The sequence below is a fragment of the Tomitella biformata AHU 1821 genome (assembly GCF_000524475.1).
Taxonomy (GTDB): domain Bacteria; phylum Actinomycetota; class Actinomycetes; order Mycobacteriales; family Mycobacteriaceae; genus Tomitella; species Tomitella biformata.
In genome coordinates, this window is sequence record NZ_BAVQ01000023.1 from 253,980 (window position 1) to 266,969 (window position 12,990).

11 protein-coding genes are annotated in these 12,990 nt (G+C 67.9%); 5 read left to right on the top strand and 6 right to left on the bottom strand.

Going from position 1 to position 12,990, the window contains the following annotated elements:
* The first annotated feature begins 20 nt into the window (after positions 1–20).
* The gene (locus TBIF_RS10075; protein WP_024794686.1) at positions 21–1,901 is read left to right on the top strand and encodes a propionyl-CoA synthetase; all 1,881 of its coding nucleotides are present in this window, start codon (positions 21–23) and stop codon (positions 1,899–1,901) included.
* Between the two features lie 111 nt (positions 1,902–2,012).
* Here the strand turns inward: TBIF_RS10075 and TBIF_RS10080 are convergent, their stop codons facing one another.
* From TBIF_RS10080 to pdxH, 4 genes are all read right to left on the bottom strand, one after another.
* Positions 2,013–2,372: an FKBP-type peptidyl-prolyl cis-trans isomerase gene (locus TBIF_RS10080; protein WP_024794687.1), complete on the bottom strand. Its 360-nt coding sequence runs from the start codon at positions 2,370–2,372 to the stop codon at positions 2,013–2,015.
* A gap of 11 nt (positions 2,373–2,383) precedes the next feature.
* Positions 2,384–3,682, bottom strand: coding sequence for a citrate synthase (locus TBIF_RS10085; RefSeq protein WP_038170567.1), 1,299 nt, complete (start codon positions 3,680–3,682; stop codon positions 2,384–2,386).
* A 221-nt stretch (positions 3,683–3,903) separates the two neighbouring features.
* The gene (locus tag TBIF_RS10090; protein WP_024794689.1) at positions 3,904–5,148 is read right to left on the bottom strand and encodes an MFS transporter; all 1,245 of its coding nucleotides are present in this window, start codon (positions 5,146–5,148) and stop codon (positions 3,904–3,906) included.
* Positions 5,145–5,783, bottom strand: coding sequence for a pyridoxamine 5'-phosphate oxidase (gene pdxH, locus TBIF_RS10095; RefSeq protein WP_038170569.1), 639 nt, complete (start codon positions 5,781–5,783; stop codon positions 5,145–5,147). Before pdxH ends, TBIF_RS10090 begins: the two co-directional genes overlap by 4 nt.
* Before the next feature lie 210 nt (positions 5,784–5,993).
* Here pdxH and TBIF_RS10100 point away from each other — a divergent pair, with 210 nt between their 5' ends.
* Entirely contained in the window at positions 5,994–7,121 is a 1,128-nt protein-coding gene (locus TBIF_RS10100; protein ID WP_024794691.1) for a citrate synthase 2, read from the top strand.
* Positions 7,122–7,178: 57 nt separating this feature from the next.
* Here TBIF_RS10100 and TBIF_RS10105 read toward each other — a convergent pair whose 3' ends face one another.
* Positions 7,179–8,132, bottom strand: a complete 954-nt coding sequence (locus TBIF_RS10105) for a ferredoxin family protein (RefSeq protein ID WP_024794692.1) — start codon at positions 8,130–8,132, stop codon at positions 7,179–7,181.
* An 81-nt stretch (positions 8,133–8,213) separates the two neighbouring features.
* On the opposite strand from TBIF_RS10105, the gene TBIF_RS10110 reads away from it, so the two are divergent.
* The 3 genes from TBIF_RS10110 to sepH all read left to right on the top strand — a co-directional run bounded on the left by TBIF_RS10110 (position 8,214) and on the right by sepH (position 11,477).
* The gene (locus TBIF_RS10110) at positions 8,214–9,164 is read left to right on the top strand and encodes an ABC transporter substrate-binding protein (RefSeq protein WP_024794693.1); all 951 of its coding nucleotides are present in this window, start codon (positions 8,214–8,216) and stop codon (positions 9,162–9,164) included.
* Between the two features lie 99 nt (positions 9,165–9,263).
* Complete coding sequence (gene serC, locus TBIF_RS10115) at positions 9,264–10,388, top strand: phosphoserine transaminase (RefSeq protein ID WP_024794694.1); 1,125 nt, start codon at positions 9,264–9,266, stop codon at positions 10,386–10,388.
* Between the two features lie 192 nt (positions 10,389–10,580).
* Positions 10,581–11,477, top strand: a complete 897-nt coding sequence (sepH, locus tag TBIF_RS10120; protein ID WP_024794695.1) for a septation protein SepH — start codon at positions 10,581–10,583, stop codon at positions 11,475–11,477.
* A gap of 38 nt (positions 11,478–11,515) precedes the next feature.
* On the opposite strand, the gene TBIF_RS10125 is transcribed toward sepH, so the two are convergent.
* A complete protein-coding gene (locus TBIF_RS10125; protein ID WP_024794696.1) occupies positions 11,516–12,664 on the bottom strand; it encodes an acyl-CoA dehydrogenase family protein in 1,149 nt (382 codons plus the stop codon).
* Positions 12,665–12,990: the final 326 nt, after the last annotated feature.

A 12,990-nucleotide genomic window follows, 5' to 3' on the forward strand; every position in this document is an offset into this window, starting at 1 on the left:
AACCGAGGAAGGATCCACTGATGAGCCCAGCAGGCGGCTACCGCGAGGCGTATGAGCGCAGTATCTCCGACCCCGACGGCTTTTGGCTCGACGCCGCGCGCGCCGTCCAGTGGTCCACCCCACCCACCAGGGCACTCGACCCCGGAGGCTGGTTCCCCGACGGGGAGCTCAACACCAGCGTGAACGCCCTCGACAGGCATGTCGCCGCCGGCCACGGGGACCGCGCCGCGCTGATCTACGACTCCGCGATGCTCGGCACCACACGCACCTACACATACACGGAGCTGCTCGACGAGGTCTCACGCTTCGCGGGTGTGCTCGCCGCCCAGGGCGTGGCCAAGGGCGACCGCGTCGTGATCTACCTGCCGATGATCCCCGAGGCCGCAATCGCGATGCTCGCCTGCGCCCGCATCGGCGCCGTGCACTCGGTGGTTTTCGGCGGCTTCGCGGCCAAGGAGCTCGCCGCCCGCATCGAAGACGCGCAGCCGAAGGCGCTGATCACCGCGTCGGGCGGACTGGAGCCGGCGCGCGCGATCAAATACCTGCCGATCGTGCGCAAGGCCCTCGACATGTGCTCGACGCCGCCTGCCTCCGTGATCGTCAAGGAACGACCGATGATCGCCGGCTCCGCGGACGACCACCCCTCCTGGCTGGATTGGGACGAGCTGATGGCCAAGGCGGTGCCCGCCGCGCCCGTGACTGTCAACGCCACCGACCCGCTCTACATTCTCTACACCTCCGGCACCACCGGGAAGCCCAAGGGCGTGATCCGCGACAACGGCGGGCACGCCGTCGCGCTGGCCTGGTCCATGGCCAATATCTACGACATCGCGGCGGGGGACGTGTGGTGGAGCGCTTCCGACGTCGGCTGGGTCGTCGGACACTCCTACATCGTCTATGCGCCCCTGCTGGTCGGCGCGACCACCGTGCTCTACGAGGGCAAGCCCGTCGGCACTCCCGACGCCGGCGCGTTCTGGCGGGTGATCGCCGAGCACAAGGTGAAGGCCCTGTTCACCGCGCCCACCGCGATGCGCGCCATCCGGAAAGCCGACCCCGACGCCGCCGAGCTCGCGAAGTACGACATCTCCTCGATGCAGGTGCTCTACACCGCCGGCGAGCGCCTGGACCCCAACACGTACGACTGGTGCGGCGCGGTGCTGGATATGCCCGTGGTGGACCACTGGTGGCAGACCGAGACGGGCTGGGCCATCTGCGCCAACCTCATGGGACTGGACCCGATGCCCATCAAGGCCGGCTCCCCCACCGTCGCGGTGCCCGGCTATCAGGTGGAGATCCTCGACGCGAGCGGCGCCGCCGTGCCCGCCGACACCGAGGGCAACATCGCCATCAAACTGCCGCTGCCCCCGGGCACGCTGACGGGCCTGTGGGGCGACCCCGCCCGCTTCAGCGCGTCGTACCTGGAGGCGTACCCCGGCTACTACGCCACCGGCGACTCCGGCTACATCGATTCCGATGGCTATGTCTTCGTGTTGGGCCGCAGCGACGACGTCATCAACGTCGCCGGCCACCGCCTCTCGACGGGCGGCATGGAGGCCGTCGTCGCCGGGCACCCCGCCGTGGCCGAGTGCGCCGTAATCGGCATCAACGACGAGCTCAAGGGCCAGCGTCCCAGTGGCTACGTGGTGCTCAAGGCCGGCGTGGTGATCGACCCCGACGTGCTGCGGGCTGAGCTCGTCGCCATGGTGCGCGAGCAGATCGGCGCCGTCGCGAGTTTCCACGACGTGACCGTGGTGGAGTCGCTGCCCAAAACCCGCTCCGGCAAGATCCTGCGCAAGACGATGCGGCAGATTGTGGACGGCGAGGAAGTCGTGGTGCCCTCGACCATCGAGGACACCGCGGTGCTCGACGCGCTGCAGACGCAGCTGCGGGGGTCTCACTAGCGACTTTGCGTCCGCTCTTTGGCCATGCGCACGTGTTCCGGGGTGCGCAAGGTCAAAGAGCGGACGCAAGGTCAATCCAGGCCGGGACTCACGAGGCTCCACAAAAAGGGGCTAGGCGACGTCCAGCAGGTCGATGATGAAGACCAGGGTCTTGCCGGACAGCTGGTGCCCGGAGCCCTCGGGGCCGTAGGCAAGCTGCGGCGGGATGGTCAGCTGGCGACGGCCGCCGACCTTCATGCCGGGGATGCCCTCCTGCCAGCCGGCGATGAGGCCGGAGAGCGGGAAGTTGATGGACTCGCCGCGGTTCCAGGACGAGTCGAACTCCTCGCCCGTCTCGAACTCGACGCCGACGTAGTGCACATCGACGCGCGCGCCGGGGGTGGCCTCGGCGCCGTCCCCGACGACGAGGTCGGTGATCACGAGGTCAGTGGGCGCGGGGCCGTCCTGGAACTCGACTTCTGGCTTGCTCATAGGTTTGCCTTTCAGCGCTGGGACAGGTCGACGTAGCCACGCTGGGGGTAGCCGGTGTAGATCTGGCGCGGGCGGCCGATCTTGGTGGCCGGATCCTCGTGCATCTCACGCCAGTGCGCGATCCAGCCGGGGAGCCGGCCAAGTGCGAACAACACCGTGAACATACGCGGGGGGAAGCCCATCGCACGGTAAATCAGACCGGTGTAGAAGTCCACGTTCGGGTAGAGGCGACGCTCGATGAAGTACTCATCGTTGAGCGCGACCTCCTCGAGGCCCTTCGCGATGTCGAGCAACTCATCGCTGACGTTGAGCTTCGCGAGGATGCGGTCGGCCGTCTCCTTGACGATGGCCGCGCGCGGGTCGTAGTTCTTGTAGACGCGGTGCCCGAAGCCCATGAGCTTCACACCGTCTTCCTTGTTCTTGACCCGCTTCATGAAGTCCTTGGTGTCGCCACCGTTGGCCTTGATGTCGTCGAGCATCTCGAGCACGGCCTGGTTGGCACCGCCATGCAGCGGGCCCCACAGCGCGTTGATGCCGCCGGAGATCGACGTGAACAGGTTCGCGTTGGACGAGCCGACCAGGCGCACCGTCGACGTGGAGCAGTTCTGCTCGTGGTCGGCGTGCAGCACCAGGAGCATGTCCAGGGCCTCGGCGATCTCGGGGTCCACCTCGTACGGCTCGGCGGGCAGGCCGAACGTCATCCGCAGGAAGTTCTCGACCAGTCCCAGCGAGTTGTCCGGGTACAGGAACGGCTGCCCGACGGACTTCTTGTACGCGTACGCCGCGATGGTCGGCAGCTTCGCGAGGAGGCGGATCGTGGAGAGCTCCACCTGCTCGGGGTCGCTCGGGTCCAGGGAGTCCTGGTAGTACGCGGACAGCGCGTTGACGGCACTGGAGACGACGGGCATCGGGTGCGCGTTGCGCGGGAAGCCGTCGAAGAAGCGCTTGAGATCCTCGTGCAGCAGCGTGTGCCGGCGGATCCGCGTGGTGAAATCCTCGAGCTGGGTCGCGTCTGGCAGCTCACCGTAGATCAGCAGGTAGCTGACCTCGATGAACGTCGACTTACCCGCCAACTCGTCGATCGGGTACCCGCGGTAGCGCAGGATGCCCTTGTCGCCGTCGATGTAGGTGATCGCCGACTTGCAGGACGCGGTGTTGACGAATCCGCCGTCCAGGGTGACGAAGCCGGTATCGGCCAACATCGACCCCAGCGCGATGCCGTGATTACCCTGCGTGGCTTGCACCACGTTCATGGAGTGCTCACCGCCCGGGTAGCTGAGTACGGCTTTCTGGTCATTCTCAGCAGACACAGAACATCCCTCTCCGATTGGTCGCTCAGTAACGTGGAAGTTCTTGGGCCAGATGCTCTTGGTGGAGCATTGCCCTTGAGAGGAATCTAGTCACTAAGCGTTCCGTTCGTTCAATCAGGTCCGCATCCTAGTCCCAATTTCCCCGCCCCGATGCGGTCCCGACGTTGTGACCTGCCGCAATGCCTCAGCCCCCATCGTGGTCGTCACCGTTCTGTGACCAACTAGCGGGTAACCCGGTATCGGATGAAGGCCGGCAGCGCGAGCCCGGCGATCACCACACCCACGACCACCAGCACGCCGCCGCCCGCCGCGGCGACTGTGGTCCCGACGGCATACGCCGCCGCGCCGTGCGCCACATCCCCGATTCGCGGCCCGCCCGCGACCACCACCACGAAGACCCCCTGCAGCCGTCCCCGCACCTCGTCCGCGGCGACCTGCTGGAGCATGGTCGAGCGGAACGCCGCCGACACCATGTCCGCGGCCCCGCCCAGCGCGAGGAAGCCCAAGGCCACCCAGAGCCAGCCTGGACCTCCCATCGCCGCCAGTCCGAAGCCCAGCATCGTCAGGCCCCACAGCACGATCGCGACGAGGACCGCCAGCCCCTGCCTGCGCACTCGTGGCAGCCAGCCGGAGAAGACCCCGCCCAGCACGGCACCGATCGACATCGCCGCGAACAGCAGGCCCAGCACGGCGCCGCCGCCCTCGGGGCCGCCGAAGCTGTCCTCCGCCATCTGCGGGAACAGCGCTCGCGGCATGCCGAAGACCATCGCGATGATGTCCACGATGAACGACGCCAGCAGCACCTTGTGCCCGGCCAGATACCGGAAGCCGTCGATGACCGAGCGCAGTCCTGCCTTCACCGCAGCGGCCCCGGGCGCGAGCGCAGGCAACTTGAAAACCGCCCAGAACGTGGCGAACAAGAACACCGAGTCGATCAGGTATAGCCACGAGAGTCCCACCGTGGCGAGCAGCACGCCGCCGCTCAGCGGCCCCACGATCGCGCCGAACTGCATGACCGTCATGTGCAGCGAGTTCGCCGCCGGCAGCTGGTCGAAGGGCAGCAGCCGCGGGTAGATCGCCGCCCGCGTCGGCGAGTTGACGGCGAAGAATGCCTGCTGCACGGAGAACAGCCCCAGCACCACCCACACGTTGCCGATTCCCAGGAAGGCTTGCGCCCAGAACGCCAGTGCCGTCACGCACAGGCCGACGGTGGTGATCATCATCAGCGAGCGTCGGTCCATCGCGTCTGCGAGGGCCCCACCCCACAGCCCGAAGACGATCAGCGGCACCAGCCCGAACAGCCCGGCCAGGCCGACATACGCGGAGCTGCCCGTGATCCCGTAGATCTGCGCGGGCACCGCGACGACAGTCATCTGCGCGCCGATCACCGTAATGATCTCGGCGGTCCACAGCCGCCGGAAGTGCGGGTTCTGCAGCGGGGTCGTGTCGGCGAACACCCGGCTCACGGCTGGAGGTGCTCCACCGACCAGCCGCCGTCGCCCGCGGTGAGCCGGATCCGATGGTGCAGCCGGTCCTTGCCGCCCTGCCAGAACTCCACCCGCTCCGGGGCGAGCTGGTATCCGCCCCAGCCGTCCGGCACCGGGATCTGCGCCACCTTGTCGAATCTGGCCGCGACGGCGGCGAACTGCGCCTCCAACGCAGCGCGCGACGCGATGGGCCGGGACTGCGCGGAGGCCCACGCCCCGAGCTGCGCGCCCCGCGGCCGATCTGCCCAATATTCCTGGACCTGTGCGTCGGTCAGCTTGTGGACCGGCCCGCGCAGGTGAACCTGGCGGTAGAGCCGGAGCCACGGAAAGGTCACGGAGGCATAGGGCCGCAGCGCGAGGTCCTGGCCCTTCCCAGAGCCATAGTTGGTGAACCAGCGAACGCCGTCGCCGTCCAGGCCCTTGCACAGCACGGTGCGGGTGCTGGGGCGGGAGTCGGCGTCGACGGTGGCGAGCACCATCGCATTGGGCTCATTCAGCCCGGCCACCGTCGCGTCCTCGATCCACTGCCGCAGCAGGGACAGCCAACCGTCGGCCACCGCAGCCTCCATGGCATCTACGGGCACCGCCCTAGGCCCCGGATAGTCCACACGCATATGTTCCAGATCGACGGAATGCTCGGAATCCGCACGCCCGGGTATCGTATTCTCGGGTTGCACCGATCAAACGCTACGCGGTGCTACCCCGACTCTTACTCCAGTGCCCCGCGGCAGACCAACGTCGATCCCCCGCGCCCGGCGCAACTTGGCCGATGCGGCGATCCCGTGCCTGCCATGCAGATCCACAGACTTCAAGGAGCACACCACATGGCATCACGCGACGACCTGCCCGAAGGCTTTGTCGAGGGTCTCGAGGGCGTCACCGCCTTCACCACCGAGATCGCCGAGCCGGACCGCGACGGCGGCTCGCTGCGTTATCGCGGCGTCGACATCGAGGACCTGGTGGCGCACAAGACCACCTTCGGCAATGTGTGGGCTCTGCTGGTGGACGGCAAGTTCGGCCAGGGCCTCCCGCCCGCCGAGCCGTTCCCGCTTCCCATCCACACAGGCGATGTGCGCGTCGACGTCCAGGCCGGGCTGGCGATGCTCGCCCCGATTTGGGGCTTCGAGCCGCTCCTCGACATCGACGAGGCCACCGCGCGCGACCAGCTCGCCCGCTCGTCCGTGATGGCGCTGTCCTACGTGGCGCAGTCCGCTCGCGGCATCTACCAGCCCGCCGTGCCGGAGAAGCTGATCGACGACAGCCCCACGATCACCTCCCGCTTCATGACGCGCTGGAAGGGCGAGCCCGACCCCAAGCACGTGCGCGCCATCGACGCCTACTGGGTCTCCGCGGCCGAGCACGGCATGAACGCGTCGACGTTCACCGCCCGCGTCATCGCCTCCACCGGCGCCGATGTGGCCGCGTCGCTCTCGGGCGCTGTCGGCGCAATGTCCGGCCCCCTGCACGGCGGCGCGCCCGCCCGCGTCCTCCCCATGATCGAGGAGACGGAGCGCAGCGACGACCCCCGCGCGATGGTCAAGCGCATCCTGGATAGCGGCGACCGCCTGATGGGCTTCGGCCACCGTGTCTACCGTGCCGAGGACCCCCGCGCCCGCGTGCTGCGCGCCACCGCCAAGGAGCTCGACGCGCCCCGCTACGAGGCCGCCGCCGCACTGGAGCAGGCCGCCCTGGCAGAGCTGCGCGAGCGTCGCCCCGACCGCGCGATCGAGACCAACGTCGAGTTCTGGGCCGCGGTCATGCTGGACTTCGCCGAGGTCCCGCCGCAGATGATGCCCGCCATGTTCACCTGCGCCCGCACCGCCGGCTGGTGCGCGCACATCCTCGAGCAGAAGCGCCTCGGCAAGCTCGTGCGCCCCGCCGCGCTGTACGTGGGCCCCGAGCCCCGCGCCGCCGACTCGGTCGAGGGCTGGGACTCCATCACCAAGGGGTAGCCAGATCGAAGTCGGGCGGGGCGCTGTGACAGCGCCCCGCCCGACTCGTCTGTCTGGTCAGCCGTTCTCGGTGATCTCGGAGACCTCGACAACTTCTTCTACTACCCAGCTGTTCCACGCGACGCGCCCGACGCCGCAGCCGTGCGTGAGGTCCTCGCCCTGCCGCGCAAGGTGCAGCGCGACCCGGAACTCCCGGCCCTCGAGCCGGATCCGGACCTCCCAGCCGTCGCCGGCCGGGCGCGCGTCCGCCGCCTCGAGCGCGTCGATCCGGGCGATGCCCGTGCGCTCCCGCACCACATGCTCGGCCGCCTGCGCGGGCATCGGCAGCGCGGAGCGGCCCCGGAAGTGCGGCAGTGCGAGGTCGCCGGCGCGGTGTGCCGCAATGGCCTCCTGGGCGGTCGACGCCGACAGCCTGCTGAAGAACAACCCCTGCGGGTACACGACCATGTTGGCCGCGAACCGGTCCCCTCCCGTGTGCGTGCACTCCCACGCGTCCACCTCGCCCAGCGCGTCGAGCGTGGCCAAGATCGGCCGACCGAACGCCGCGCAGCACATGTCCTTCTTCCCGTGCGTGCACACGGCCACCAGCGGCCGCCGCCGCACGACGCCGAAGTCCGGCTCGACGCCGTCCGCGATCCTCGCCAAGTCCAGGTCCTCGAGGTCGCTGTAGCCGTCGAGCGTGCCCTCGCGCATCCAATGCCGGGTCCCGTCGGACCAACTGATCACGCACAGTGGAGCGGATACGGACCTGTCGCGGCCCCGCCGAATCAGCAGCACCCGCAGCCTCCCGGCCAGCACTCCCGCGGCATCGACCACCGCGGCCGGCAGCAGGCCCGCGGGCGCGTCCTGGGGCCACGGGCCCGGGTGCTCGACCAGCACCCACGCCTGCGCGACGCCAGCCCGGCCGACGAAGCTCTCCCCCGCCGCCGCGGACCGCGCGGCGCACCCCGCGTCGCGGCGGCCGGGCGCCTTGCTGCCAGCCAGCGAGTCCAACTCAGTCGAGATCGACATCGGTCAGCACCTCCTCACGGTGATGCTAGGTTACGCTCACCTAATTTGAATACTTGAGCACGTTTCTAGGAGACACCGATCATGTCCAACCGACCTCGCAAGGCGAAAGCCATTACGGCTCTCGCCATCGCTGCCGCACTGACTGTATTGACGGCGTGCTCTAGCGGCACCGCTGACAACACCTCCGAAACTGGCGGCTCGGCCACCGCCGGCACACATGCCGTCGAGCATGCCCGCGGAGTCAGCGACGTGCCCCTCTCGCCGCAACGCGTGGTGGTGCTCGAGCCCGTTGAGCTCGACACCGCGGTCGCGCTCGATGTCATCCCCGTCGGCACGGCGGTGCTGAGCCAGAAAACCGGCGTCCCCGCCTACCTGGGCGAGAAGGCCGCGTCAATCGAGATGGTCGGCACCGTGCCCGAGCCGAATCTCGAGGCCATCGCGGCCCTGGCGCCGGATCTCATCCTCGGCACCGACTCACGGCATATGGAGCTCTACGACAAGCTCAGCGGGATCGCGCCGACGGTGTTCCTCGCGGACCACGCGGCGCCCTGGCAGGAGAACGTGCAGCTGGTCGCGAAGGCACTGAACAAGACCGCCGAGGCCGACGCGCTGCTCGCCGCCTACGAAGACCGCTGCGCGGAGATCGCCGCCGAGTTCGACACCGCTGGACAGACCGCGCAACTGGTCCGGCCCCGCAAGGGTCTCCTCACCCTCTACGGCCCCACCTCCTTCGCCGGCGGCACGCTGGAGTGCGCGGGGTTCACCACTCCGGCCCGCGACTGGGAGAACTCGATCTCGGTGGACCTGTCCCCCGAGCTCGCCAGCCAGGCCCAGGCCGACCTGGTGCTCGTCACGTCCGCGGACCCCAGCGATCCCTCGACGATGCCGGTGGAGATGACCGCCAACGCCGAGTTGATGCCGAACACCCACCTCGTCGACATGTCGTTCTGGATCACCGGGGTTGGGCCGCTGGGAGGCCAGACGGTCCTCGACGACCTCGCCCGAATCCTGGGCGAGAACGCCAACGGTTGAGCTCGGGCGCCGCGCAGCCACCAGCTCCCCGAGCGGCGGCAAACCGAGCGGCTAAACTAGGTCTGCACCGAACCCGCCTAAATGAGGACGCACTGACACATGGCTGACGCAAGCACACTGATCATCCCCTCCGACATGAAGCCCGTCGACGGCCGATTCGGCTGTGGTCCCTCGAAGGTGCGCCCCGAGCAGCTGCAGGACCTCGTCGACACCGGCGCCTCGGTATTCGGCACCAGCCACCGCCAGAAGCCCGTCAAGGATGTTGTCGCCCGCGTGCGCAACGGCCTGCGCGAGCTGTTCTCCCTCCCCGAGGGCTACGAGGTCATCCTCGGCAACGGCGGCTCCACCGCATTCTGGGACGCTGCGGCATTCGGCCTGATCCGCGAGCGCTCGCTGCACCTGACGTTCGGCGAGTTCAGCTCCAAGTTCGCCTCGGTCGCCAAGGGCAACCCGTTCATCGGCGACCCCATCGTCATCTCCTCCGAGGTCGGCAGCGCGCCGACCCCCGTGAGCGACCCGTCCGTCGACCTCATCGGGTGGGCCCACAACGAGACCTCCACCGGCGTCATGCTCCCCGTCAGCCGCCCCGCGGGCTCGGAGAACGCGCTCATCGCGATCGACGCGACCTCCGGCGCCGGCGGCCTGCCCGTCAACATGGCCGACGCCGACGTCTACTACTTCGCGCCCCAGAAGTGCTTCGCCGCAGACGGCGGACTGTGGATCGCCCTGATGAGCCCGGCCGCACTGGCCCGCGTCGCGGAGATCAAGGAGTCCGGCCGCTGGACCCCCGATTTCCTGTCGCTGCCCATCGCGGTGGAGAACAGCCTCAAGGACCAGACGTACAACACCCCGGCGCTGGCCACCCTGCTGATGTTCGCGAACCAGATCGAGTGGATGAACTCGGGAGGCGGCCTCGGCTGGACCTCCGCACGCACTGCGGACTCGTCCTCGCGCCTGTACACCTGGGCCGAGCAGAGCTCCTTCGCGACGCCGTTCGTCGTCACCCCCGAGCACCGCTCACAGGTCGTCGGCACCATCGACTTCACCGACGAGGTCGACGCCGCCGTCGTCGCCAAGGTGCTGCGCGCCAACGGCATCGTCGACACCGAGCCCTACCGCAAGCTGGGCCGCAACCAGCTGCGCATCGGCATGTTCCCGGCGATCGACCCGGCGGACATCTCCGCGCTGACCGCCAGCATCGACTGGGTCGTCGGCCAGCTCTAAAGACTCGCACGACGCACTGACGGCCGGTCTCGATCACCTCGAGGCCGGCCGTCGCCGTCCTATCACACACCTACTCAGCCCACTTACCGGTACATTGACCAATGGCAAGCATTTGGAACGCGTGTCCTCCCCAACCAGGACCTCAACTCGGTTACGCTGAAAACTATTCGTAGTTGCCCCAGGAGGTTGTCTGTGCGTGAACTCAAGGTGATCGGCCTAGACGCGACCGGGCAGAACGTGATCCTGCAGGACCCGGCCACCGACGACCGCTTCTCCGTCCCCGCCGACGATCGTCTTCGCGCCGCCGCACGAGGCGACCTCAGCCGCCTCGGCCAGATCGAGATCGAGATGACCAGCCAATTGCGCCCCCGCGAGATTCAGAAGAAGATCCGCGCCGGCGCCAGCGTCGAGGAAGTGGCCGAACTCTCCGGACTGCCGACCTCCCGCGTCGAGCGCTTCGCCCATCCCGTCCTGCTGGAGCGCAGCAACGCCGCCCATCTGGGTTCGAAGGCCCACCCCATCCGCCCGGACGGCCCCACCGTGCTCACCCTCGGCGAGGTCGTCGCCTCCGCATTTGGGGCCCGCGGCCTAGACCCGGAGTCCGGGGAATGGGATGCTTGGCGCCCCGATGGCGGCGAATGGGTCATCCAATTGACTTGGCTCGCAGGGCGTTCCGAGAACTCCGCGCACTGGATACTGCACCGTGACGCGCACGGCGGCACCGTCAGCCCTATGGACGACGCCGCGACAGAGCTCATCGATCCGAACTTCACCCGTTCGCTGCGACCCATCGCACAGCTCACTCCCGGCATCAGCCCCGTGGACCAGGTTCTCGTCGCCCCCACCACCGGCGACTTCCTGCCTGCGCCGGCCAGCGAGCCGGCCCAGCCCCTGACACAGCACGAGGCTCCTACAACGGAGGCGGCTCCCGCCGAACCCACCGCCAACACCGCACCGGTGAGCGATGACGAGCCGCTACCCCAGCCTGATCCGGCCACCCGCAGCTCCAAGAAGTCCCGCAAGAACAAGCCGACTATGCCGTCCTGGGAGGATGTCCTGCTGGGCGTCCGCAGCAACATCAACGGCTAGTATCTGACACGCCGTTGTGCGCGTTATATGCTGTGGGACTAGATATCCAGCGACCGGCCGATGATCTCCTTCATGATCTCCGTGGTGCCGCCGTAGATCCGCGTCACGCGCGCATCCGCGTAGGCGCGCGCGATGGGGTACTCGTTCATATAGCCGTAGCCTCCGAACAGCTGTAGGCAGCGGTCCACGGTGCGCCCCTGGAGCTCGGTGCACCAGTACTTGGCCATCGACGCGTCCACGGCGCTCAGCTCGCCCGAGTTCAGCGCTAGCAGCGCCTGGTCGACGTAGTGCTGGGCGACCTCGATCTCCGTGGCGATCTCCGCCATGGTGTGCCGAGTCGTGGGCAGGGAGCCGACAGACTTCCCGAAGACCTTGCGCTCGCGCACATACTCGGTGGTCCACTCGAAGGCCGCCGCCGCCGCCGCGACACCCGCCACGGCGATGGACAGACGCTCCTGCGGCAGGTTCTGCATCAGGTGGGTGAAGCCCAGCCCCTCCTCGCCGAGCAGGTTGGCGACGGGCACGCGGACATCCGCGAAGAACAGCTCGGCGGTGTCCTGCGAGTGCAGCCCCAGCTTGCTCAGGTTGCGGCCGCGGTCGAAGCCGGCCATGCCGCGCTCGACCACGATCAGGCTCAGGCCCTTGTGCTTCTGCGTCGGGTCCGTCTTGGCCGCGACGATGATCAGGTCCGAGTTGATGCCGTTGGTGATGAAGGTCTTGGAACCGTTGAGGACGTAGTGGTCGCCGTCGCGGATTGCGGTGGTCGAGATGCCCGCCAAGTCCGAGCCGACGCCCGGCTCCGTCATGGCGATCGCGGTGATGAGCTCACCGCTGGCGATGCCGGGCAGCCAGCGCTGCTTCTGCTCGTCGTTGGCGAGCGACATGAAGTACGGCAGGCAGATGTCGTTGTGAAGGGTCAGGCCCAGGCCCGCCGCACCCGCGCCCGCGCGGGCGAACTCCTCGCCGATGATCGCGTTGAAGCGGAAGTCCTCCACCCCGCCGCCGCCGTACTCCTCGGGGATCTCCATGCCGAGGAATCCCCCGGCCCCCGCCGCGGCGAAGAGGCTGCGGGGCACGATCTCGGCAGATTCCCACTCCTCGATGTGCTCCACCACCTCCCGCTGCAGGAAAGTTCGCAGGCTCTCGCGGAAGTCGGCATGATCTGAGTCAAAGATTGTGCGGCGCATAACACAAGAGACTAGTACGACCCGACTAGCGAGCGTTAGTCCAGACTGCATTGTCATTGAGAAATTTGGTCGGCCCAGTTTTTCAAGTTACATAAGCGCAGGATAAAGATAGGAAGTTCCAGCAGTAGCTCACGAGTTCGGATAAAATGGACACATCGAGATCAGCTCGGCAGACTTCCACCCTGGGTGATCGTTGAATATTTGATCCGAACGAGTTTTCGCTTTTCCCCTCAAACTTGGATCCCGTTGCGGTAAACTTGGATCACGCATTCGGGGGAAAGGGGATTCCAGTGACGCACGACGTACTGCCTCCGGTGCCGCTTCCA